General features: G+C 56.7%; 26 protein-coding genes. 13 read left to right on the forward strand and 13 right to left on the reverse strand.

What is annotated here, in order from left to right; all coding sequences use genetic code 11:
- Positions 1-21: 21 nt before the first annotated feature.
- On the forward strand, positions 22-699 hold the full coding sequence (gene ybiX, locus KB890_RS04085) for a PKHD-type hydroxylase YbiX (protein ID WP_004179437.1): 678 nt from the start codon (positions 22-24) through the stop codon (positions 697-699).
- An 84-nt stretch (positions 700-783) separates the two neighbouring features.
- Here ybiX and ompW read toward each other — a convergent pair whose 3' ends face one another.
- Complete coding sequence (ompW, locus tag KB890_RS04090) at positions 784-1,422, reverse strand: outer membrane protein OmpW (protein WP_002901634.1); 639 nt, start codon at positions 1,420-1,422, stop codon at positions 784-786.
- A gap of 269 nt (positions 1,423-1,691) precedes the next feature.
- Here ompW and KB890_RS04095 point away from each other — a divergent pair, with 269 nt between their 5' ends.
- The 5 genes from KB890_RS04095 (at position 1,692) to yciA (ending at position 6,421) form a co-directional block, all read left to right on the forward strand.
- A complete protein-coding gene (locus KB890_RS04095; RefSeq protein WP_002901633.1) occupies positions 1,692-2,105 on the forward strand; it encodes a YkgJ family cysteine cluster protein in 414 nt (137 codons plus the stop codon).
- Between the two features lie 25 nt (positions 2,106-2,130).
- On the forward strand, positions 2,131-2,874 hold the full coding sequence (locus tag KB890_RS04100) for a YciC family protein (RefSeq protein ID WP_002901632.1): 744 nt from the start codon (positions 2,131-2,133) through the stop codon (positions 2,872-2,874).
- A 54-nt stretch (positions 2,875-2,928) separates the two neighbouring features.
- Entirely contained in the window at positions 2,929-3,468 is a 540-nt protein-coding gene (locus tag KB890_RS04105; protein ID WP_002901631.1) for a septation protein A, read from the forward strand.
- 271 nt (positions 3,469-3,739) lie between these two features.
- Entirely contained in the window at positions 3,740-5,923 is a 2,184-nt protein-coding gene (locus KB890_RS04110) for a TonB-dependent siderophore receptor (RefSeq protein WP_004179434.1), read from the forward strand.
- Positions 5,924-6,022: 99 nt separating this feature from the next.
- A complete protein-coding gene (gene yciA / locus KB890_RS04115; protein WP_002901629.1) occupies positions 6,023-6,421 on the forward strand; it encodes an acyl-CoA thioester hydrolase YciA in 399 nt (132 codons plus the stop codon).
- Between the two features lie 29 nt (positions 6,422-6,450).
- Here yciA and KB890_RS04120 read toward each other — a convergent pair whose 3' ends face one another.
- Complete coding sequence (locus tag KB890_RS04120; RefSeq protein ID WP_002901627.1) at positions 6,451-6,987, reverse strand: YniB family protein; 537 nt, start codon at positions 6,985-6,987, stop codon at positions 6,451-6,453.
- A gap of 188 nt (positions 6,988-7,175) precedes the next feature.
- Here KB890_RS04120 and hxpB point away from each other — a divergent pair, with 188 nt between their 5' ends.
- From hxpB to KB890_RS04140, 4 genes are all read left to right on the forward strand, one after another.
- Positions 7,176-7,844: a hexitol phosphatase HxpB gene (gene hxpB, locus KB890_RS04125; RefSeq protein WP_004140335.1), complete on the forward strand. Its 669-nt coding sequence runs from the start codon at positions 7,176-7,178 to the stop codon at positions 7,842-7,844.
- A 149-nt stretch (positions 7,845-7,993) separates the two neighbouring features.
- Positions 7,994-8,755 (forward strand): 2-dehydro-3-deoxy-D-gluconate 5-dehydrogenase KduD, encoded by a 762-nt coding sequence (gene kduD, locus KB890_RS04130; RefSeq protein ID WP_002901621.1) that lies wholly within the window; start codon positions 7,994-7,996, stop codon positions 8,753-8,755.
- Between the two features lie 91 nt (positions 8,756-8,846).
- Positions 8,847-9,437 carry a metal-dependent hydrolase gene (locus KB890_RS04135; protein ID WP_002901611.1) on the forward strand — a complete coding sequence of 197 codons (591 nt, stop codon included), beginning with the start codon at positions 8,847-8,849 and terminating at the stop codon, positions 9,435-9,437.
- 135 nt (positions 9,438-9,572) lie between these two features.
- Positions 9,573-10,964, forward strand: a complete 1,392-nt coding sequence (locus KB890_RS04140; RefSeq protein ID WP_004151918.1) for an L-cystine transporter — start codon at positions 9,573-9,575, stop codon at positions 10,962-10,964.
- A gap of 59 nt (positions 10,965-11,023) precedes the next feature.
- Here KB890_RS04140 and cedA read toward each other — a convergent pair whose 3' ends face one another.
- Positions 11,024-11,278, reverse strand: coding sequence for a cell division activator CedA (cedA, locus tag KB890_RS04145; RefSeq protein WP_008807754.1), 255 nt, complete (start codon positions 11,276-11,278; stop codon positions 11,024-11,026).
- A 190-nt stretch (positions 11,279-11,468) separates the two neighbouring features.
- Here cedA and katE point away from each other — a divergent pair, with 190 nt between their 5' ends.
- Positions 11,469-13,727 (forward strand): catalase HPII, encoded by a 2,259-nt coding sequence (gene katE, locus KB890_RS04150; RefSeq protein WP_020323769.1) that lies wholly within the window; start codon positions 11,469-11,471, stop codon positions 13,725-13,727.
- Between the two features lie 57 nt (positions 13,728-13,784).
- Here the strand turns inward: katE and chbG are convergent, their stop codons facing one another.
- The 8 genes from chbG to osmE form a co-directional block, all read right to left on the reverse strand.
- Positions 13,785-14,543: a chitin disaccharide deacetylase gene (chbG, locus tag KB890_RS04155; RefSeq protein WP_004179430.1), complete on the reverse strand. Its 759-nt coding sequence runs from the start codon at positions 14,541-14,543 to the stop codon at positions 13,785-13,787.
- Positions 14,544-14,555: 12 nt separating this feature from the next.
- Complete coding sequence (locus KB890_RS04160) at positions 14,556-15,902, reverse strand: 6-phospho-beta-glucosidase (RefSeq protein WP_004148093.1); 1,347 nt, start codon at positions 15,900-15,902, stop codon at positions 14,556-14,558.
- 110 nt (positions 15,903-16,012) lie between these two features.
- Positions 16,013-16,837: a transcriptional regulator ChbR gene (gene chbR / locus KB890_RS04165; RefSeq protein WP_002901552.1), complete on the reverse strand. Its 825-nt coding sequence runs from the start codon at positions 16,835-16,837 to the stop codon at positions 16,013-16,015.
- A gap of 27 nt (positions 16,838-16,864) precedes the next feature.
- Positions 16,865-17,212: a PTS N,N'-diacetylchitobiose transporter subunit IIA gene (chbA, locus tag KB890_RS04170; RefSeq protein ID WP_004179419.1), complete on the reverse strand. Its 348-nt coding sequence runs from the start codon at positions 17,210-17,212 to the stop codon at positions 16,865-16,867.
- 53 nt (positions 17,213-17,265) lie between these two features.
- Positions 17,266-18,624, reverse strand: coding sequence for a PTS N,N'-diacetylchitobiose transporter subunit IIC (gene chbC, locus KB890_RS04175; protein WP_004148091.1), 1,359 nt, complete (start codon positions 18,622-18,624; stop codon positions 17,266-17,268).
- Positions 18,625-18,635: 11 nt separating this feature from the next.
- A complete protein-coding gene (locus tag KB890_RS04180; protein ID WP_014907779.1) occupies positions 18,636-18,752 on the reverse strand; it encodes a hypothetical protein in 117 nt (38 codons plus the stop codon).
- A gap of 19 nt (positions 18,753-18,771) precedes the next feature.
- Positions 18,772-19,092, reverse strand: a complete 321-nt coding sequence (gene chbB / locus KB890_RS04185) for a PTS N,N'-diacetylchitobiose transporter subunit IIB (protein ID WP_002901547.1) — start codon at positions 19,090-19,092, stop codon at positions 18,772-18,774.
- Between the two features lie 278 nt (positions 19,093-19,370).
- A complete protein-coding gene (gene osmE, locus KB890_RS04190; protein WP_002901544.1) occupies positions 19,371-19,709 on the reverse strand; it encodes an osmotically-inducible lipoprotein OsmE in 339 nt (112 codons plus the stop codon).
- Positions 19,710-19,991: 282 nt separating this feature from the next.
- On the opposite strand from osmE, the gene nadE reads away from it, so the two are divergent.
- Both nadE and cho read left to right on the forward strand, forming a co-directional pair.
- Entirely contained in the window at positions 19,992-20,819 is an 828-nt protein-coding gene (nadE, locus tag KB890_RS04195; protein WP_004151921.1) for an ammonia-dependent NAD(+) synthetase, read from the forward strand.
- A 100-nt stretch (positions 20,820-20,919) separates the two neighbouring features.
- On the forward strand, positions 20,920-21,783 hold the full coding sequence (cho, locus tag KB890_RS04200; RefSeq protein WP_004179417.1) for an excinuclease Cho: 864 nt from the start codon (positions 20,920-20,922) through the stop codon (positions 21,781-21,783).
- Between the two features lie 87 nt (positions 21,784-21,870).
- On the opposite strand, the gene spy is transcribed toward cho, so the two are convergent.
- Complete coding sequence (gene spy / locus KB890_RS04205; RefSeq protein ID WP_020323768.1) at positions 21,871-22,356, reverse strand: ATP-independent periplasmic protein-refolding chaperone Spy; 486 nt, start codon at positions 22,354-22,356, stop codon at positions 21,871-21,873.
- A gap of 343 nt (positions 22,357-22,699) precedes the next feature.
- Positions 22,700-23,665: a succinylglutamate desuccinylase gene (astE, locus tag KB890_RS04210; RefSeq protein ID WP_004179413.1), complete on the reverse strand. Its 966-nt coding sequence runs from the start codon at positions 23,663-23,665 to the stop codon at positions 22,700-22,702.
- Positions 23,666-23,672 lie beyond the last annotated feature (7 nt).

A 23,672-nucleotide genomic window follows, 5' to 3' on the forward strand; every position in this document is an offset into this window, starting at 1 on the left:
CTTTTTAGAGAGAACACCGCGATGATGTATCACATTCCTGACGTGCTATCGACAGACCAGGTGGCGGAATTTACCCGGCAGCTGGCGCAAGCCGAGTGGGTCGACGGGCGGGTTACGGTGGGTAGCCAGGGGGCGGCCGTCAAACAGAACCAGCAGATCGATACCCGAACGCCGCTGTATGCCCGCCTGCAGGCCGCTGTGCTCGATATGCTGCGCGGCCATCCGCAGTTTTTTTCCGCTGCGCTGCCGCGGACGATTTCCGCGCCGTTGTTTAACCGCTATGGGCCAGGGGAGACCTATGGTTTTCACGTCGATGGCGCCGTTCGCCAGAACGGCGAGGCGGCCTGGATGCGCACTGATCTGTCAGCGACGCTGTTCCTTTGCGATCCGGAGAGCTATGAGGGTGGCGAACTGGTGATTGAAGACACCTATGGCCAACATCGGGTGAAGCTCCCGGCCGGGCATCTGGTGCTCTATCCCGCCAGCAGCCTGCACTGCGTCACCCCGGTCACCCGCGGCGTCCGCCAGGCCTCTTTCCTGTGGATCCAGTCGATGGTCCGCGACGATAAGCAGCGTGCGATGCTTTACGACCTGGACCGCACCATCCAGTCTCTGAAGGCCCGCTTTGGCGACGGAGAAGAGGTCCTCTCCCTGCTCAACATGTATCACAACCTGCTGCGCCAGTGGACGGAAGTGTGATCCGCTGTTGATGACAGAGGCTTGCGGCAGACAGGTGTGACGAGACAATGAACTGGCCATCCGTTGGCCAGTTTACAGAAGAATTTAGAACCGATAGCCTGCGGAGAACATAAACACCCACGGATCCAGACGGGTGCTGACTTTCTGGTCCACACCGCCGGCTTTGAATTTCACATCGGTATCGATATCCATGTACCACACCGACATATTCAGCAGCCAGTCGCGGTTAATCAGATAATCGAGGCCGACCTGCCCCGCCGCGCCCCAGGAGTCCTTCAGGCTCAGATCGGAAAGCCCGGCCGCCTTGCCGGTATCGTTAAAGTCTTCATTAAAGAAGGTAGTGTAGTTGATACCGGCCCCCACGTACGGGCGCACCTTGCTTTGCGCATCGCCAAAGTACCACTGCGCCATCAGGGTGGGCGGCAGCTGATGGACGGTGGCGATAGTCCCGGTTGGCCCGGTGCCGACCTTATGGCGGAACGGCGTCGCGGCAAGCAACTCCACGCCAATGTTATCGGTCGCCATATAGGTAAAGGTTAAACCCAGCTGGGTATTGTTACTGACGTTGAAACTGCCAAGGCTGCCTAACACATTGTCAGAGCCCTCCGTCGGTCGGACGGTGGCGGTCCCGGCACGAATGAAAAACTCACCCGCTTCATGCGCCCAGACGCTGCCGGTAGAAAGCGTGCCAAGAATCAATGCCGCCGCTGCTAACTTCTTCATATCCACTTCCTCATTATGGTTTTTCAGCGCGGCCAAATATACCTATAACGAGTTACGTTTGATCTGTTTTAGATCACACTAAGTCCTCAGATTTAACATTTATTGATCCAGATTAATTTTCGCTACCGATCGCAATGCCTTGAATTGTTCGCACATCAATTTTCACTTTTCGCGCAAAAATTTATTTCTGCCCCTCTTGCCGTCGCTGAGGCGGCTGGATAAGTTAACTGCCGACAATCTGTGTTGATGCGTTTTTTTCAGGTGTAATTATGAGTGAAATCAACCCGTGCATGACGTGCGGTGCCTGTTGTGCGTATTTTCGAGTCTCTTTCTACTGGGCGGAAGCCGACGATGCGGGCGGCCTGGTGCCCTCCGCGCTGACCGAACCGCTGACCCCTTTCCTGCGCTGCATGAGCGGCACCAACCAGCGCCAGAGCCGCTGCGCGGCCCTGTCTGGCGATATCGGCGACGCCGTTCACTGCACTATTTATGAAAACCGGCCTTCGCCGTGTCGCGAATTCGCCATGTCCGGGGAAAATGGCGAGGAAAACGATGCCTGCAACCGGGCGCGGGCGCGCTACGGCCTGCCACCATTGCGGCCTCTTTACAAAGATATACCTGCCCTGACCGGCGCAGAGAGTGCTACGACGGAACGATTTGCGGTACAATCGCCGGCTAGTTAACACCTGCGACACTCAAGGAGAATGCATGTCTATCACGGCGAAGTCCGTCTACCGTGACACCGGGAATTTTTTTCGTAATCAGTTCATTACTATTTTACTGATTGCGCTGTTGTGCGCGTTTATTACGGTAGTACTTGGCCATGCCTTTTCACCCAGCGACGAGCAGCTGTCGATACTCAGCGAAGGCGATAACCTCGCCGGTAGCGCCGGGCTGTTCGAGCTGGTGCAGAACATGACGCCGGAGCAGCAGCAGGTTCTGCTGCGCGCCTCGGCGGCATCAACCTTCTCGGGTCTGGTAGGTAATGCGATCCTCGTCGGCGGCGTCCTGCTGCTGATCCAGCTGGTCTCCGCCGGTCATCGCGTTAGCGCCCTGCGCGCCATCGGAGCCTCGGCGCCGGTGCTGCCCAAGCTGCTGCTGCTGATCCTGTTCACCACCTTCCTGGTGCAGATGGGGATGATGCTGGTGCTGGTGCCCGGCGTGCTGTTGGCCATCGTGCTGGCCTTTGCGCCGATCATGCTGGTACAGGACAAAATGGGCATCCTCGGCGCCATGCGCAGCAGCATGCGCCTGGCGTGGGCCAATCTGCGGCTGGTGGCGCCGGCTATTATCGGTTGGCTGGTGGCGAAAACCCTGCTGTTACTGTTTGCTTCCAGCTTTGCCGCCCTGACGCCAAACGTCGGCGCGGTGGTGATTAATACCATCAGCAACCTGATTTCCGCCCTGTTGCTGATCTATTTATTCCGCGTGTATATGCTTATCCGCAGCTAATTTTAACCAGGACCGGGGCCTTCCCCGGTCCGTCCTGAAAGACGGGATCGATGTATGAAGCAGTTTCTGGATTTTTTACCGCTGGTGGTCTTCTTTGCCTTTTATAAGCTTTACGATATCTACGCCGCCACCACGGCGCTGATTGTGGCGACCGCCGTCGTGCTGATCTACAGCTGGGTGCGCTACCGGAAAGTGGAAAAAATGGCGCTGATCACCTTCGTGCTGGTGGCCGTCTTCGGCGGGTTAACCATCTTCTTCCATAATGATGAGTTTATTAAATGGAAGGTGACGGTGATCTATGCCCTGTTCGCCGGCGCGCTGCTGTTCAGCCAGTGGGTGATGAAAAAGCCGCTGATCCAGCGCATGCTGGGTAAAGAGCTGAGCCTGCCGCAGCAGGTCTGGTCGCGACTTAACCTGGCCTGGGCGGTGTTCTTTATTCTCTGCGGGCTGGCCAATATCTATATCGCCTTCTGGCTGCCGCAGAATATCTGGGTTAACTTTAAGGTCTTTGGTTTAACCGCCCTCACGCTGGTCTTTACCTTGCTGAGCGGGATCTACATCTACCGTCATATGCCGCAGGACGACCACCACTAACCCCTCCGCCGGCGCGCCATCGCGCGCCGCGCTCGCCCCCTATAAGCTTACTGCACTGGCAAACATTCCCTGCAACCACACAACCTCAGCGCATACGCTGACAGCTTCCCGGCCACACTGTGTAGGCTCTCTTCACGATTTCTCTCAACTGCATAAAAAGTTGCGGTAATTGTGAGGATTTTATGGAGATTCATCTCGTTACATTGTAATGATAATTGTTATCATTAATATTCTCGATCTCATTTTGCATTGTTTTGAAAAGGATATTTACATGAGATCGCCGCAATATTCTGTGCCCACGACCCTGGCGCTGGTCATATCCAGTCTCCTCGCCCCTAACGCCTTTGCTGAAGAATCAGAACAAGATACCGAAACGATGATTGTGCGCAGTACGGCGGAAGAGGCGCTTAAGCAACAGCCCGGGGTGTCGATTATCACGGCTGAGGATATTGCTAAGCAGCCGCCGGTCAACGATCTCTCAGACATCATCCGTAAAATGCCCGGGGTGAACTTGACCGGCAACAGCGCCAGCGGCAGTCGGGGCAACAACCGCCAGATTGATATCCGCGGCATGGGGCCGGAGAACACCCTGATCCTGATAGATGGGGTACCGGTCACGTCACGTAACGCGGTTCGCTATAGCTGGCGCGGCGAACGCGATACCCGGGGCGACAGCAACTGGGTACCTGCCGAAATGGTCGAACGGATTGAAGTTCTCCGCGGTCCGGCAGCCGCGCGCTATGGTTCCGGCGCGGCGGGCGGAGTGGTCAATATCATTACCAAACGTCCGACCAACACCTGGCACGGTTCGCTGTCTTTCTTCACCAACCAGCCGGAAAACAACAAAGAAGGCACGACCAATCGCGCTAACTTCAATCTCAGCGGCCCACTGGCCGGCGAGGCGCTGACGATGCGCCTGTATGGCAATATCAATAAAACGGAACCCGACGCCTGGGATATTAACCATGCGCAAAACGGCTCTTACGCTGCGGGGCGCGAAGGGGTCCGCAATAAAGACATTAACGCGCTACTGTCATGGAAAATGACCCCGCAACAAATTCTCGATTTCAGCTACGCCTATAGCCGTCAGGGGAATATCTATGCTGGCGATACCCAGTACAGCAACGGCAATCTTAGCCCGAACGGGCTGGTGGACTCCCTGTACGGCCACGAAACTAATCGCCTCTATCGCCAGTCCTGGGGACTGACCTACAACGGTCTATGGGATTGGGGCCAGTCCAAAGCCGGTGTTTACTACGAGAAAACCAACAATACCCGCCTGCAGGAAGGCTCTACCGGCCGCGTCGAAGGCATGATCAACAGTGAAGATTATGCCACCAGCCGTCTGGAATCCTGGCGTACTACCTCGGAATTCAATGTGCCTTTCTTCTGGCTGGCGGACCAGACGCTGACGCTGGGAATGGAATGGAACCATGATCAGCTCGACGACCCGGCATCGATGCAGGCCACTAACAGCAACGGCGAGACTATCCCTGGGACCTCGGGCGACCCTACGCAACGCAGTACCAAAAACAGCGCCACCCTCACCGGTATCTATCTGGAAGATAATATCGAAGCCGTGCCCGGCACCAACCTGATCCCCGGCATTCGCTTCGATTATCATAATCAGTTTGGCAGTAACTGGAGCCCCAGCCTCAATCTGTCCCAGGAGCTCGGCGATATGTTCACGCTGAAGGCCGGTATCGCGCGCGTGTTTAAAGCGCCAAACCTCTATCAATCCAGTAAAGGCTATTTGCTCTCCACCCGCGGCAACGGTTGTCCAAACACGATCGCTGAAGGCAGCTGCTACCTGCTGGGTAACCCTGACCTCGACCCGGAGATCAGTATCAACAAAGAGATCGGTATCGAATTTAACCTTAATGGTTACGCTGCCGGAGTCACCTGGTTTCGCAACGATTACAAAAACAAAATCGTCTCCGGAACAGAGGTACTGGGCTATACCTCCAGCGGCAATAATATTTTGCAATGGCAGAACGGCGGCAAAGCCGTGGTCGAGGGGCTGGAAGGAAATCTGCTGATCCCGGTGCTGAGAGATGTCCTCAGCTGGCGGACCAATGCCACCTGGATGCTCAAATCTGAAAGTAAAGAGACTGGCAACCCGCTGTCGGTTATCCCGAAATATACCGTTAACACGATGCTCGACTGGCAGGTAAACGACGCCCTGTCTGCGAATGTGAACTGGACGCTTTATGGCCGTCAGAAGCCGCGTCAGTATGCGGAGATCCGCAACGAAACCGGGACCCTTGCCACCACCGAGGTTGGCGCCTATTCCATCGTGGGTATTGGTACTCAGTATCAGCTAAACCGGGATATTCGCCTGAATGCAGGAATAAGTAATCTATTTGATAAACAACTGTATCGCGAAAATGCCGGCGCCTCGACCTACAATGAGCCTGGCCGCGCGTATTACGCCGGCGTTACCCTCTCCTTCTGAACCACCGCGCCCGCGCCAGCGGGCGTATTCCCCTATTCTCACTGCGCTATTTTCATAGTAGCATCCCGCTGATCGTCTTTGACCACAACAGAGTAGAGCATGACAACAACAGATCTCGCCCCAAAGGGCGAAATGGTTTTACGCACCCTGGCAATGCCGGCGGATACCAATGCCAACGGGGATATTTTTGGCGGCTGGCTGATGTCGCAGATGGATATTGGCGGCGCCATTATGGCCAAAGAGATCGCCCAGGGTCGCGTGGTGACCGTGCGGGTGGATGGGATGACCTTTTTACGCCCGGTCGCCGTTGGCGACGTGGTGTGCTGCTACGCCCGCTGCGTGAAGCGCGGCAACACCTCGGTGACAATCAATATCGAAGTGTGGGTGAAAAAAGTTTCTTCAGAACCGATTGGCCAGCGCTACAAGGCGACGGAAGCGCTGTTTATCTACGTTGCCGTTGATAATCAGGGAAAACCACGTCCTCTGCCAGCGGAATAAGAAGGTGCCCGGCTTGCCGGGCACCTGACTTACAGAAAGCCCAGCAGCGAAAAGAAGAAGTAACCGATGACAATCACGATCACCGGCAGCACGTACAGTGGGAAATACTGCACCAGGATCGTATGGCGCGGTACCACAATGCGTTCAGCGAGCTGCTCGCGGGTTAACCCATCTGCGCCTTTAGCCTGTTCGAGGATCAGCTGATCCTCAATCCCCTCGCGGAGAAATTTCGCCTGCCGCGCCATTCGCGCGCCGGAAGCCTGCAGGGCCATGCCGACGAACACCAGAATGAAGATGATCCAGAAGCCGATGTTCAGGCTATGGTGAAAATCCGGCAGCGGCGAGTTGTACCAGAAAAAGTTCAGGAACGGCGTGTTAAAGCGCATCATCTCAATCATCACGTGCGCAAAATCCATCATTACAGCATCAATGCCGGGTTTCTTTTCACTGTGCTCATACATAAATTTGAGCACAGAAATCAGCGTCGACAGCACGGCGGGAATAAAGATAACCCATCCTAAAATGCGTTTGATAACCGCTATGCGTCCAGCTTGTTGGTACGTCATGAGTTCCCCTTGTTAAAGACGCGTTGGTGGTTCGCCTGCTGCCTGTTGCGTGGCGCTGGCTTCCCTCGCTCCCCCGAGTATGTCGGGTATAAGTCTATCTGCCACGGCGAATTTCGCCCAATAATGCGCGGTATGATATACCATGATTGCCGATTCGTTTATCTGATTACGCAACAGGAGAAGGACATATGTCAGCGAAGCGCCGCATTGAGGCCGCGATATTTGATATGGACGGGTTGCTGATTGACTCGGAGCCGCTCTGGGATCAGGCGGAGGTCGAGGTCATGGAGAGCCTGGGGGTGGATACCCGTCGCCGCGATGAACTGCCCGACCTGCTCGGTCTGCGAATCGACCTGGTGGTGGATCTGTGGTACGCGCAGCAGCCGTGGCACGGCGTAGACCGGGCGGAAGCTACCGCGCGCATTATTCGTCGCGCCATTGAGCTGGTGGAAGCCTCACGCCCGCTGCTGCCGGGCGTACGCGAGGCAGTGGCCCTGTGTAAAGCTCAGGGCTTAAAGGTGGGCCTGGCCTCGGCCTCGCCGCTGATGATGCTGGAGAAAGTGCTCGATATGTTTGAACTGCGCGACCAGTTTGATGCTCTCGCCTCTGCGGAGCATTTACCCTGGAGCAAACCGCACCCGCAGGTCTACCTCAACTGCGCCGCTGCCCTGGGAGTCGACCCGCAGCGCTGCGTCGCGCTGGAGGATTCGGTCAACGGCATGATCGCCAGCAAAGCCGCGCGCATGCGGTCTATCGTGGTGCCGGAAGCGGAGAACAGCCGCGACCCGCGCTTTGCGCTGGCGGACGTCAAGCTTCCATCACTGCTGGCACTCACTGCTGAGAACTTGCTCGGTTAAGACCGCTGGCGGGTGCAACAATCGCTGTCACGCCGCCGGCAACAAAATCAAAACATTGTTTCATTTTAATTGTAATTTTGTTTTCCTCCCTCTATGCTGGTCACAGGTGGTGTCATCGTACGCCAGTAGATCAGCTGACAGAGGTGAATATGGTACTGAACGCCTTCGACCTGACGGGTAAGGTCGCCATCGTGACCGGTTGCGATACCGGCCTGGGACAGGGAATGACGCTGGGCCTGGCGCAGGCCGGGTGCGATATCGTCGGCATCAACCGTAAAATTCCCCATGATACTGCCGCCCAGGTGCTGGCGCTGGGCCGCCGCTTTCACGCCATTCAGGCGGATCTCAGCCAAGAGAATGATATGAGCGGTCTGGTCGACCAGGCGGTGGCGGCCATGGGCCGGGTCGATATTCTGGTCAACAACGCCGGAATTATCCGCCGCCATGATGCCCTGACCTTCACGGAAAGCGACTGGGACGCGGTGATCGACCTGAATCTCAAAGCGGTTTTCTTTCTCAGCCAGGCGGTCGCCAGGCAGTTCATTCGCCAGGGGGAAGGCGGGAAAATCATTAACATCGCCTCGATGCTCTCGTTTCAGGGCGGGATCCGCGTCCCCTCCTACACCGCCTCGAAAAGCGGCGTGCTGGGTTTGACCCGTCTGCTGGCCAACGAATGGGCTGGCCAGGGTATCAACGTCAACGCCATAGCGCCCGGGTATATGGCCACCAATAACACCCAGGCGCTGCGCGAAGATGAAGAGCGTAACCAGGCGATCCTCGAGCGCATTCCCGCTGGTCGCTGGGGAGTGCCGAAAGACCTGCAGGGGCCGGTGGTGTTTCTCGCCTCATCAGCGGCCGACTATATTAACGGCTATACGCTGGCCGTCGATGGCGGATGGCTAGCGCGCTGAGAGTTTGTGACAAAGAGTTACACCGTCACCTCTTCCGTACACTGTATAAAAACCCTATACTGTATGAATCGACAGTTTAGGGTGTGTTATCATGACGGCGGAAGGCCATCTCTTCTTTTCAATCGCCTGCGCAGTATTTGCCAAAAACGCAGAGTTAACGCCGGTGCTGGCGCAGGGCGACTGGTGGCATATTGTGCCCTCGGCGGTATTGACCTGCCTGCTGCCGGACATCGATCACCCCAAGTCGTTTCTTGGCCAACGGCTGAGCTGGATCTCAAAGCCCGTGGCGCGGGCCTTTGGCCATCGCGGCTTCACCCACAGCCTGCTGGCCGTCTTTGGCGCGCTGACGCTGTTCTATCTGAAAGTGCCTGACAGCTGGATTGTCCCGGCAGACGCTCTCCAGGGCCTGGTGCTGGGCTATCTCAGCCACATTCTCGCCGATATGCTCACCCCCGCCGGTGTGCCGCTGCTGTGGCCCTGTCGCTGGCGCTTCCGGCTGCCGATCCTTGCGCCGCGCAAGGGCAATCAGCTCGAACGCGCCTTGTGTATGGCGCTGTTCGTCTATGCCGTCTGGATGCCGCAGACGCTGGCGGACAACAGCGCGATACGCTGGTCATCCGGGGTGATCAATTCCCTGCAGATCACCTTCAATCGCTTTATAAGTCACCAGAGTGGGCGATAAAGCGGCGGAAAACGCCATTTGGTTATAACCCATTCCATTTGAATATAAGTCCTTGATAACGCCTTCTGCTAACCTTGCCGTCATAAGAGCTGGTTATCCACCAGCCCAGGTTATAAAAATATCAGGAGAACGGGGATGAACTTTCCATTAATAGCGAACGTAGTCGTGTTCGCCGTATTACTGTTTGCGCTGGGGCAAACACGTCATAAACAGTGGAGCCTGGCCAGAAAAGTGCTGGTCGGTCTGGCGACTGGCGTGGTATTTGGTCTGGCGCTGCAGCTGATCTACGGGTCTGACAGCCAGGTGCTGAAGGATTCCATCCAGTGGTTCAATATCGTCGGCAACGGTTACGTCCAGCTGCTGCAAATGATTGTTATGCCGCTGGTCTTCGCCTCCATCCTTAGCGCGGTGGCCCGCCTGCACAATGCCTCGCAGCTGGGGAAAATTAGCTTCCTGAGCATCGGTACTCTGTTGTTCACCACCCTGATCGCCGCCCTGGTTGGCGTGCTGGTGACCAATATGTTCGGCCTCACCGCCGAGGGTCTGGTCCAGGGCAGCGCGGAGACCGCCCGTCTGAACGCCATCCAGAGCAACTATGTGGGGAAAGTAGCGGATCTCAGCGTCCCGCAGCTGATCCTTTCCTTCGTGCCGAAGAACCCGTTTGCTGACCTGACCGGGGCTAACCCAACCTCCATCATCAGCATCGTCATTTTCTCGGCGTTCCTCGGCGTCGCAGCGCTTAAGTTGCTGAAAGAGGATGTGGAAAAAGGCCAGCGCGTGCTGACCGCGATCGATACCCTGCAGGGCTGGGTAATGAAGCTGGTTCGTCTGGTCATGCAGCTGACCCCTTACGGTGTGCTGGCCCTGATGACCAAAGTGGTTGCCGGGTCGAATTTGCAGGACATCATCAAGCTTGGCGGCTTCGTGGTAGCCTCGTACATTGCGCTGGGTATTATGTTTGTCGTCCACGGCCTGCTGCTGGCGATTAACGGCGTCAGCCCGCTGAAGTACTTCCGTAAAGTCTGGCCGGTGATCACCTTCGCCTTTACCAGCCGCTCCAGCGCCGCCTCCATTCCGCTGAACGTTGAGGCGCAAACCCGTCGTCTCGGCGTACCGGAGTCGATTGCCAGCTTCTCCGCCTCCTTTGGCGCCACCATCGGCCAGAACGGCTGCGCTGGTATCTATCCGGCAATGTTGGCGGTGATGGTCGCGCCGACCGTGGGCATCAACCCGCTGGATCCGATGTGGATTGCCACCCTCGTGGGCATCGTCACCGTCAGCTCGGCGGGCGTCGCCGGGGTGGGCGGCGGCGCGACCTTCGCCGCGCTGATCGTCCTGCCGGCGATGGGCCTGCCGGTGACCCTGGTAGCCCTGCTCATCTCCGTCGAACCGCTGATCGATATGGGGCGTACCGCGCTGAACGTTAACGGCTCAATGACCGCCGGGACGCTGACCAGCCAGTGGCTGCGCCAGACCGACAAGTCGATCTTCGATAGCGAGGAAGAAGCCGAACTGGCGCATCGCTAAACGGCAAGCACAAAAAAAACCGCTGATCATTCAGCGGTTTTTTTATTTCTGCAGCCGACTCAGGCTTCAATCTCACCTTCCTGACGCACCTGGTTAGCCCAGCGCTGCGCCGACTCCGGCACGCTGAATGCCGGTGAGCGACGGAAATGCTCCCCCATCAGCAGAAAAGCGACATACTTCCCGCGCAAAATCCAGACATCGCGAAAATGGTCCATTTTCACGGCATGTTCCGGGGGCGCAGGCTCCACGCGCGGCACGTAGCTAATGACAGGGCGATTTTGTTGGCGCAATGGTTTCATAACAAATGGATTCACTAAACATAGCGGGAAACAGAAACCTCTATCATAGCCGATTGTGGCCCCGTTCGTCGCCCCTTCGCCGCCGATGCGCATTTTAGGATAACTCCCTGCCCCCTCGCCGGGCGCAGACAGCGTAATGTTCTATAGTTAGAAGGGTTTTGGTCTATCAACGACCACTTTTAGCAATGAAAGCAGGAGACGAGTAATGTCTGATAAGCACCCGAACCCTCACCAACAGCAGGCACCGGTCCACGACAGCGAGGAAGCGCAGCCGGGTCTCGATTCGCTGGCGCCGGACGATCGGGAGTGGCGCCCCACGCCGAAACCTACCGCTCCGGGCGTCGAACCCACCGCCCCAGGCAGCCTGAAAGCGCCCGATACTCATAACAGCAAACTGGATTCCCTGGAAGCGCAACGCAAAGGGGGGGAAGATTTTCCGCTGACCACCAACCAGGGCGTGCGCATTGCTGACGATCAGAATTCGCTGCGCGCCGGTAGCCGCGGCCCAACGCTGCTGGAAGATTTTATCCTGCGGGAGAAGATCACCCACTTTGACCACGAGCGTATTCCGGAGCGTATCGTTCATGCCCGCGGCTCTGCCGCCCACGGCTACTTCCAGCCCTACAAAAGCCCGGCTGCGTTGACTAAAGCCGATTTTCTTTCGTCAGCCGATAAAATCACCCCGGTGTTTGTACGCTTTTCCACCGTGCAGGGCGGCGCGGGGTCGGCGGACACCGTCCGCGATATTCGCGGCTTCGCTACCAAGTTTTACACTGACGAAGGGATTTTTGACCTGGTGGGCAACAACACACCGGTCTTCTTCATCCAGGACGCGATGAAGTTCCCCGACTTTGTCCACGCCGTGAAGCCTGAACCCCACTGGGCCATCCCACAAGGGCAGAGCGCCCACGATACTTTCTGGGACTATGTTTCCCTGCAGCCGGAAACGCTGCACAACGTGATGTGGGCGATGTCGGATCGCGGCATCCCGCGCAGCTATCGCACCATGGAAGGCTTCGGGATCCACACCTTCCGTCTGATTAATGCCGAGGGCAAAGCCACCTTCGTTCGCTTTCACTGGAAACCGGTCGCCGGCAAGGCGTCGCTGGTGTGGGATGAAGCGCAGAAGCTGACCGGCCGCGACCCCGATTTTCATCGCCGCGATCTATGGGAGGCCATCGAAGCCGGGGACTACCCGGAATTTGAGCTTGGCCTGCAATTGATCCCCGAAGAGAATGAATTTGCTTTTGACTTCGACCTGCTCGATCCCACCAAGCTGATCCCCGAGGCGCTGGTGCCGGTGCAGCGGGTTGGCAGAATGGTCCTCAACCGCAACCCGGATAACTTCTTTGCCGAAAATGAACAGGCGGCCTTCCATCCCGGACATATCGTCCCGGGCATTGATTTCAGCAACGATCCGCTGCTGCAGGGGCGTCTCTTCTCTTACACCGATACGCAAATTAGCCGCCTGGGTGGGCCGAACTTCCATGAAATCCCCATCAACCGTCCGACCTGCCCGTATCATAATTTCCAGCGTGACGGGATGCACCGGATGGACATTGACACCAATCCGGCCAACTACGAGCCCAACTCGATTAACGACAACTGGCCGCGCGAGACGCCGCCTGCCGCCAAACGCGGTGGCTTTGAGTCCCTCGCCGAGCGCGTCGACGGCGAAAAAATCCGCCAGCGCAGCCCTTCGTTCGGCGAATATTACGCCCAGCCGCGTCTGTTCTGGCTGAGCCAGACGCCGATTGAACAGCAGCATATTATCGATGGTTTCAGCTTCGAACTCAGCAAAGTGGTCCGCACCTGGATCCGCGAGCGGGTGGTCGATCATCTGGCCCACATTGATACTAAGCTTGCGGAAGCGGTTGGGGCGAACTTAGGGATCGAACTGAGCGACGATCAGCGCAACATTACCCTGCCCGCCCCGGTCAACGGCGTGGAGAAAGACCCCAGCCTCAGCCTCTACGCCGACGCCGAAGGAGATGTGAAAGGTCGCGTGGTGGCAGTCCTGCTCAACGAACGCACCTCAGCGCAGGATCTGGTTCAGCTCCTGCAGGCGCTGCAGGCCCAGGGCGTGCACAGCAAGCTGCTCTACTCGCGAATGGGCGAAGTCATTGCCGACGATGGTTCTCCGCTGCCGATCGCCGGCACCTTCGCCGGTTCCCCTTCGCTGACGGTGGATGCGGTGGTGGTGCCCGGCGGCGACCTCAGCGCCCTGAGTCAGAGCGGTGACGCGCGCTATTACCTGCTGGAAGCCTATAAACATCTGAAGCCGATCCTGCTGGCAGGGGATGCGCGGCAGCTGACGTCCGTTCTGCATGTTCCGACCCAGGGTGAAGAGGGGGTCATCGTCACCGATGCGCTCGACACGCCAGCGGCGGACAAACTGCTCGCCCTGATGACGGCCCACCGCGTGTGGTCGAGAAGCCCGAAAATCGCCGCTATTCCGGCGTAGTAAAAAGCCCGGCACGCTGTGCCGGGCTTGATTCACTTTCCCTTTCCCCCGTCGGGCTTACACGTCGCGGTAGGTTCCCAGACGATAACCCCGGTCGGCCACCGCCGCTTTCAGCGAGGCAGATGTCAGCACATCAAGCTCATCCAGTCGCGGATAGCAGTAGGCGCTGCCCATAATGATCCGATCGACATAAGCCGGATGACACATCACCTCCAGGGAGCGCTCCCCGCGGGCGATGGAGGCATCCAGCGTCTGCAGAAACAGTTCCTCAGAGACCGCTTCGCCGTAAAACTCGCTGCTGAAGCCGGCGCTGCTGCGCGCCGCCTGCTGGTCGAGCTCACTCTGCGCCGCCACCTGGCGGTCAATGCGTAACGCAATGCCCTTCTCGCGGGCAAAGGCCGCGACGATGGGATAAATCTGGGCGAACATATGCACATGGTGATGGCTGTCGATATGCGTCGGCTCATGGCCGAAGAGTTCGACAAAACGACGGTACTGACACGCCAGCTCGTGGGCGATCTCTTCCAGCGGCAGGCTATCTTCTTCCGCCTGCTGCCAGATCCATTTGCCCAGCCGGCCATCGCGGGTTAATCCCGGCATGGCCGACAGCGGCTCGCCCAGCGTCAGCACAAAGTGCATACCGACCGCCAGCTCCGGAGTACTGCGGCTCAGCTGGGCGGCGTGGTCAATGGCCGCGCCGTTGACCAGCGCGGTGGTCGATGTCACCACGCCGTTGCGACAGGCCTCGATAATGCCGTAGTTCTGCCCTTTACTGAGGCCGAAGTCGTCGGCATTGACGATCAATACGCGTTCCATTTGCTACTCCCGTTACGATTTTAGTTTTTCGATCGTCGCCGCAAAGTTCGGCAGCCATTTTTCATGCGCCAGAATCATCTCCCGCGCCAGCTGTTCGGCGTCACGATCGGAATGGATCAGCGGGCTTAAGTTCAGCGCCAACAGGACATCGTTCAGCTCACCGCTGATCGCCGCCTGGCTGGCCGCCACTTCGAACCCCTTGATGGTGTAGATAAGCCCTAACACCTTCTCATCGAAATGAGTAATGCGCGGCGTCGGCTTCGCGCCGTCGCGGCCTAAGGTGCAGCTCATCTCTACCGCCCAGTCCGCCGGGATATTATCGACATGGCCATGATGCGGGATATTCACATAGTGCTCAGTCTGCTTGTCGTTATAGATGGCATTGATTACTTCGCAAGCGGCATCAGAGTAATAGGCCCCGCCGCGCTGCTCCAGCTCCTTCGGCTTAACGTTAAGATCCGGGTTTTTATACAGCTCGAACAGCTGTTTCTCCACCTTCTGCACCACCTGGGCGCGCGCACCGCCTTTGTAGTACTCGCCCATCTCAATCGCCAGCATCTCTTTTGGCTTAAAGTAGTAGAGCAGGTAAGAGCATGGGATCAGGCGCAGGGAGCGGATCAGCCCTTCGCTAAACGGCAGGTCGAAGATGTTTTTCACCGAGTTCGCGGTCAGACGGCCGGAGGCCACGCCGTCCAGCAGTTCATCGAAGCGCGAGACGCCGTTAACCAGCACGTCGCGGACGAACACCAGGTGGTTCAGACCAAACAGGTCGATATTCAGCTCATCGCTCGGGCTCAGCTGCAGCACGTCGGTGATGAACATCTTCATGCCGATAGGAATGTTGCACACGCCGATAAAGCGTTTGAAATTGGTGTGGCGATAGACCGCCTCGGTGACCATGCCCGCCGGGTTGGTGAAGTTGATGATCCATGCGTCGGGGCAAATTTCCTGCACATCTTTCACGATATCGAAAATCACCGGGATGGTGCGCAGTCCTTTAAACAACCCGCCCGCCCCGTTGGTCTCCTGACCCAGGTAGCCGTGACTCAGCGGGATGCGCTCATCTTTTTCACGCGCCTTCAGCTGGCCCACGCGCAGCTGGGTGGTGACGAAATCTGCGCCCTGCAGCGCTGCGCGGCGATCCAGCGTTTTATAGACTTTCATCGGCACGCCGGCTTTTTCCACCATCCGCTGGCACAGCGCGTGGATAATATCGAGCTTCTCCTGGCCCTCTTCGACGTCTACCAACCACAGTTCGCTTACCGGCAGTTCATGATAACGTTTCAGAAATCCTTCCAGTAATTCCGGGGTATAGCTGCTGCCGCCGCCAATAGTGACTACTTTTAATTTCTGGCTCATCTTTTTCTCCCTTAGGCGCTGCGCCTGGACGCAGGCCGCTCTCCGCAACAATGCGGACAGTTAACTTGAATGATTTTCGGTATAAACCTGGCGGCGAACGCCGCGCGGGTTTAATTAATACTGGTCAAATGTTTGCGATAACTGCTCGGCGTAAACGACGTCAGTTTTTTAAAGGTTTTAATAAACAAGCTCGGGCTGCTGTAACCTGATTCATACGCAATATCCGTCACCGAATAATTGGTAATTTCCAGCTGTTTTTTGGCAAAGTTGATACGGATATCATTAATTATCTGCATCGGCGTTTTACCATAATAGCGCTGGGTCGCCCGGGTTAAATATTCCTGCGTTTTTCCGGATAAGCGAACCATATTTTCAAGAGCGCCTTCACCGAATTTCAGCTTATCATGCATGGCTTCCACGGTATTTTTTAACCATTGCGGCGTCACGTCGGCAACCGGCTCTTCACGATAGTGGCGTAAACGGTTAATGACATAAAAGGAGACCAGCTCGATAAATTCGTCAAATTCCGTTTCGCGAAAATTGAGTGAGGCGATGACCGACTCAACGTAGCCGAGAAAAGCGCTCTGCACGGCGTAGACTTGCGAAGCCACCAGACCAAACGGCAGCAGCGGCAGGTAGTGTTTCTCAAAGAAGCGTCTGCTGATGCCGACGTTAAGGATGCGCGTCGCCCCGAACTCGTAAAAGCTCTGGTGGTGCGAGCCCATCGGGATAAAGACGAAATCCCCGCGCTCCAGCAGCACCCGTTTGCCATTGATCTCCTGGTAATAGCGCCCGGTTAACACCACGGTAAATTCGTAGTAATCATGCTGGTGAAGCCCGCTCACGCTTTCCGTTTTGTTATAGATGACCACATGAAAGTTCTTCCCGTTGAACAGCTGTTGTTCTCTGGCGGTACTGATCTCGGTGGTCATCATTCTGGGCTGCCTCATCGTCGCGATGGCCTATTGTACCTTCTCGTGCAGCTCAATCAATTCGGCCACCAGCTCACGAGCCAGCATGGAGGTCATCAGATGGTCCTGGGCATGCACCAGCACCAGGCTGACCTTCATTTTCCCTTCGCCCTCGTCGCTTTCGATAAGCTGGGTCTGCACGCGATGCGCCTCGCTCAGCGCCTGGCGCGACTGCTCCATCATCGCTTTCGCTGCGGCAAAGTCGCCCTGCTTCGCCTGCTTCAGCGCGGCATAGGCCAGGCTGCGGGCTTGTCCGGAGTTGATAATCAGCCCCATCACTACCTCTTCGAGGTCATTTTCCGGGGTCTCTACCGCGTCGATGTTGTCCAGATCAAACATAATATTTCCCTCATTTATCAGGCGGTACGGGACGCTGCCCGTACCGCGCGGTATCAGAATTTCAGTGCGTTAGCGATGTCTTCTTCGCTCTCTTCCTGCTCGATAACGGTCTGTGCTTTATTCGACAGCACCACAAACGGCAGGTAGACCAGGGTAGCGACGCCAAGGTTGAACAGGGCCACCAGCAGGGCGGCAACGCTGCCGTTACTGTTAAAGAACGCTCCCAAACCGGTCGGCATAGTCCACGGCGCCAGGTTGGTCACCGGTGGGATAATCCCCAGGCTGTAGGCCGCCAGCGTAATGGCCGCCAGAATCGGCTGAACCAGCACGAACGGGATGAACATCACCGGGTTCATGATGATCGGCAGACCAAACAGAATCGGTTCGTTAATCTGGAAGATGCCTGACGGCAGCGCCAGCTTGGCAACCTGACGATGGTCAGCGCGGCGAGAAGCGATAAAGATGGCGATAATCAGACCCAGCGTCGCCCCGGAGCCACCCAGCAGGATGTAGGAGTCGAGCATCGGCTTAGCCCAGAAGTGGAACTGTTTGCCCGCTTCGATGGCCGCATCAACAGAGCCGTACTGGTTGTACAGCGCGATGTTTTCCAGCGCCCACGGCGTCATGATGCCGTTATCCAGGGCGGTAAGCGCCAGAGAACCGTGCACACCGAAGAACCACAGCAGAGAGTTAAAGATAACGTATGCCCAGCCAACCACGCTGCCCATCGCCGCCAGCGGCGTCGAGATAGAGTCCATGATGATCTGGTGGAAGTTGCTGCCATAGCTCGCCAGGGCCCACGAAATAATGCCGAAGATGGAGAGGATCAAGAAGCCCGGGATCAGCGCTGAGAAAGAGCGTGATACCGACCCCGGCACGCTGTCCGGCAGTCTAATCACCCAGTTGCGACGGATCACGAAGGTGAACAGTTCCGCAACGACCAGACCGATAATCATCCCGGAGATGATGTTCTGCCCGCCCAACCAGTTGGCGCCCACCGCATAGGCTTCGCCCACGCTATACGGGGTCACGGTCATGAAGGCCGCCACCGCCAGCAGGCCAGCTGCCATCGGGTCAACTTTGCGCTCTTCCGCCAGCGCGGAGCCGATAAAGAACGGCGCCATTAGCGACATAATCCCGAGGGTGCCGTTATAGACGTTTCCGCCGATAGCCTTAAAGCCGTTTAAGGTTTCAATGGTGGAGGCATCCAGGCGAATGCCCATGGAATAAAAGAAAGAGCCTTCGCCGAAGCTCAGAAAAACGTTGTTAATTAACACAAACATGGCCCCGGCGAGGGTCAACGGCATTAATTTAATAAATCCATTTTTTATTGCATTAATATGCGGCTGCTTTCCTATTTTCACTGCAAAAGGAAGGAGTACCTTTTCAAGCGAATCGATCACTTTACTCATAGTCAATACCCTTAAAAGCCGCAATAAACTATTACGGCGATGATGTATGAAATTACTCTTTGACGGGAAAATAAACTCATTATTTTTTGACGTCCGGCAACAGGCAGCCGCCAGGCGTCAAAATACATCGAGTTTTAAAAGTTAAAATTATTGTGCTGCAGCTTTCTTAATAGCCGCGACGGCGGCTTTCAATACCCCTAAACCATCAACTTTGCCATAGAGAAGGGAGTCGATAACTTCAACCGGTTTATTCGGCAGCAGGCGCTGAATTTCCGGTAACATATACGCAATTTGTGGCCCTAATAATACTACGTCGGCTTCCGGCCCTTTTTCGCCCGCGAGGGTTTCGGGATAGGCTTCAATAATGACAGGGACTTCATATTTTTCCGCCTGCGCCCGCATTTTGGAGACCAGCAGTGACGTGGACATGCCTGCCGAGCAGAAGAGATAAATGTGTTTCTTTTCCATGAACGCTTCCTCAATGTGTGAGACCAGGGCCTTCAGTAACCGCTGAGAGCCGGTAAGACTGGTAACATCCGGTTAATTCTGTTTATGAGTTGAGTATACGGCAAGCTGAGCCGCCAGGATAATTCGCTGTTGAACAGAATTGTCTCTCATTGACCTCCGGTTTTGACTACCCTCACATTTTCATCCAAATAATTCGCGCAATTAAATAAGCATCATGACTCACAAAAAAGCCCGACCAGTGGTCGGGCTTACGTAGAAGTCAGTAAACAGTAGGAAGCTTACCTGGCGTTGCGCGGGTCGGTATCATACTCGGCGCAGGTCTGGTAGCCGGAGTTCATGACGTGACCCGTTTCGTCGAGGGCCACAAAGTAGGTTTCAACTTTACCATCTCGTTGACCGAGGATATAGGTCTGGCAGGTGCCGCGGGCATGGACCATGGTGACTTCCGTTGAAGGTTTGCCGGCGATCTGCATCACCTGCTGACGCGACATCCCTTTCTTCACATCTTTCACCACCGGCTGGGTAAACTGGTCTTTGGTACGATCGTAAGCGGTACAGCCCGCCAGTAAGGTTAACGCGACGGTGACGCCCAGTATTCCTGCTAAGCTTTTGTTCATTTTGGTTCCTCTTTTCTACTGTGTAACGATAAGCCTGGAATAAATAGTGTTATTTTTCAAGCCGAACAGCGAAATCATGTCAGGTTATGTTATTGCGTAAACAGGAGTGTTCTGCCGAAGTCGGACGGCGGCGCAATGCGCGGTACAGCATCTATAATGAAAACCTATGTCATTGATTGCCTTCTTTTCCGGCAGTCAAAACCCCGGTCCTTGTCGTTTCAGCGGCAAAGAGGTAGCTTTAAGCCAACAGCTTGCCAAACAGATTCACTTTCGGAGGGCGCGATGACGCTACAACAAGAGATTATTCAGGCGCTGGGCGCAAAGCCGCAGATTGATGTCGCAGGCGAGATCCGCCGCAGCGTCGATTTCCTGAAGTCATACCTGCAGACCTACCCGTTTATTAAATCGCTGGTGCTGGGTATCAGCGGCGGTCAGGACTCCACCCTGACGGGAAAACTGTGCCAGATAGCGATTAACGAACTGCGTGCCGAAACCGGCGACAGTAGCCTGCAGTTTATCGCCGTCCGTTTACCCTATGGCGTGCAGGCTGATGAGCAGGACTGCCAGGACGCCATCGCATTTATCCAGCCTGACCGGGTGTTGACAGTCAATATTAAAGCTGCGGTGCTGGCCAGCGAACAGGCGCTGCGCGAAGCAGGCATCGAACTGAGCGACTTCGTTCGCGGAAATGAAAAAGCCCGTGAGCGAATGAAGGCCCAGTACAGCATCGCCGGAATGACCAAAGGAGTTGTGGTCGGTACCGACCATGCGGCGGAAGCGATTACCGGCTTTTTCACCAAATATGGCGACGGCGGCACCGACATCAACCCAATTTTCCGCCTGAACAAACGTCAGGGCAAACAGCTGCTGGCCCATCTCGGCTGCCCGGAACATCTGTATAAGAAGCTGCCCACCGCCGACCTGGAAGACGATCGCCCCTCCCTGCCGGATGAAGTGGCCCTGGGTGTCACCTACGAGAACATCGACGATTATCTGGAAGGCAAAACGCTGGACCCGAGCATTGCCAAAACGATCGAGGGCTGGTATCTGAAAACCGAACACAAGCGTCGGCCGCCGATCACCGTCTTTGACGATTTCTGGAAAAAATAGTCTCTCCCCCCGCCCCGGCCTGCGCCGGGGTTATTTTTTGTCCTTTTCGCCGCAAAAATGGCCTGCTATACTGGATAGATAGACAGTACCAGGAGTTATTGTGGCCAGAAAGCAATCAGCCCCGCGTCTCGAGTTTGAGGCGGCGGCGATCTATGAATATCCCGAACATCTTCGCCCGTGGCTGGAGGCGCTGCCGAAGCTGCCGGGCGTCTATCAGTTTTACGGCGACAGCGACACGATGCCGCTCTATATCGGTAAGAGCGTCAACCTCCGCAGCCGGGTGTTATCCCACCTGCGCACCCCTGAAGAGGCCGCGATGCTGCGTCAGTCGCGGCGTATCACCTGGCAGCGCACCGCTGGCGAGCTGGGAGCGCTGCTGCTGGAGGCGCGGTTGATTAAAGAGCAGCAGCCGCTGTTTAACAAGCGGCTACGGCGTAACAAGCAGCTCTGCGCCTGGCTACTTGCGGACGACCGGCCGCAGATTGTCTATGCCCGTGAGGTTGATTTCTCGCACCAGCAGCATCTCTATGGCCTGTTCGCCAACCGGCGAGCGGCGCTGCAGATGCTGCAGAGCCTCGCTGACGAACAGCGCCTCTGTTATGGCCTGCTTGGTCTGGAACCACTCAGCCGCGGCCGCGCCTGCTTTCGCTCCGCGCTGGGCCGCTGCGCCGGGGCCTGCTGTGGAAAGGAGAGCGTGGAGGCGCACAGAGAGCGCCTGCTGGCGCAGATGAGCAGACTGCAGCTGGTGTGCTGGCCGTGGGCGGGGCCTGTGGCGCTGGAGGAGCGCGGCCCGGACATGACGCAGTATCACGTCATTCATAACTGGCTGTGGCTGGGCGCCGTTGAATCGCTCGACCAGGCAGCGGAGTTGACCCGTCTGCCCGCCGGATTTGACCAGGATGGTTACAAGATCCTCTGTAAGCCTTTGCTCAGCGGAGACTATCCGCTGCATCCGCTTGGCTGAGAAGCCACCAATAAAAAACCGCCGGCCCTGCCCAACGCCTGATGGCATTATTGGGCAAGACCGGCGGTCTTGATTCAGTGCGCTACATTATTCAGCAGGTGCAGGCATTTTACCTGCCGGCGCGTTGCGTTCTGTCAGATGCTTCTCAAAATTAGCATTGAACTGTTTTTTCTGCTCTGGGGTCAGAATGTTGTAGATCTTGTTCTGCGTTTCCAGGCGGGACAGCGCCATCGCTTTATGCTGCGCTTCCATCTTATCGATCTGCGCTTCCGCCTTCGCCTTATCGAAGGTGTCGCTGGCGATCAGCTCGTGCATCGCGCGGCGTTCTTCAAGGGACGGACGTTTCATATTTTCGCGCTGGCTCTTCATGATGTCGCGGATCTGCTGCTTCTGAGCATCGGTCAGGTTCAGGCCTTTAAACATCATGTCATGCTGACCCGGGCCGCCTTTATGATGCATCATCATCGGCTTGCTGTCGCTCGGCGCGGTGGTGGTATCGGCGGCGTGTGCCAGGTTAGCCGCGCCCAGAGCCAGAGTAGAGGCAACAAACAGTGCAGTGAGTTTCTTCATCATTCAATCCTTACTTTACGTTATTCTTACGGCGCGTTGCCGTGTTGACGAGATTAACTTTACGACGTTAATCGTCAATTAGTCAGAGCAAGAGTAAAACAATGAAAGTGTAAAAAACAGTTTCTCGCCAATTATGGAGAAAATAAGGAATTTAGCCGAAGAATTGCAATAAAAAATAAATAACTTACTGTTTTGCAGAGAAATTATGGAGAGTATAAAGGAGGGGAGATTAAAAACAAAGCATTTTACCAGGAATAATCTGCAAATTTACACTGGGGCACGAAAAAATAAGATGGCGAAAAAAGACGCGCGAAATAAAGCAGGCCGCCCGGCGGACGGCTTGCCCTCAGGATAATTTCTCCAGCATCAGGCCGGCGCGCAGTCCTTTCGCCACCGTCGGGTTAGGAAACAGAACATACTCCGTCTCAGGCCCCACCACATACCGCGTCTCGCCCTCCTCCGCCAGCAGCGTGCCGGGTTCGAAGGGGGTGAAGTTCAGCGTCTGATCCGCCATATGCAAGCGGAAATCATCGCTATGGCGGGTTAGCTGCTGTACCACCCGGTAGCGCAGCGGCGCTGGGGCGTCGGCAATGGCCAGATCCCCCACCAGCAGCCGGGAAAGCGCCCGCTGGACGGCGGCAAACTGCGTCAGATCGTTTTCCCCCAACGGCAGCGCTTTGCCCAGCTCAAGGGTGCAGGCCAGCGCCGCGAACCGTTCGCAGCTGAAGTGGGTGAAGGTCCCGCCGGGCTGGCGATGAAACACCAGCGCCTCCAGCCCGGCGCCGCCCAGCCAGTGAAGAAAATCCTCCTCCCACGGCGTATCGCGGGCCGGGAGCACGCCGAAGCGCGGATGTAGCGACCCGCGGATCGCGGTATGCAGATCGAGGTGCCAGCGCGGGCCATCGTGGTCGCGATAAAAGCGGGCCACCGCCTGCTCCAGCCGCTGCGCCCGCTGCGTCTCCTCACTGAGCGGAAACTGCCGCCAGCGCTCGCCAAACATGCGGTTCATATCGCTGTGCAGATAGCGCTTATTCGCCCGCAGCGCTGGTGGGTTGCCGACGATCACCAGCAGCCGCCAGCGCAGCGGGAGCGCCTCCCGGACCAGTCGCTGCACCAGCCGGTCGACGATCTCCACCGGCGCCGTTTCGTTGCCATGAATGGCGCAGGAGAGTACCAGCCCGCGCTCGCAGCGCGCATGCGGCGTCAGCTCAAGGATCCCCTCTCCCAACCAGTGCCAGCGAAAGTGCGCCGTCTCGCCGTGAAAATGGTGGGGCAAACGCCCCGCAAGAGTTAATGCCAGAAAGTGTTCCACCGCGCCC

Source organism: Klebsiella sp. P1954 (assembly GCF_018199955.1).
GTDB classification, from domain to species: domain Bacteria; phylum Pseudomonadota; class Gammaproteobacteria; order Enterobacterales; family Enterobacteriaceae; genus Klebsiella; species Klebsiella pneumoniae.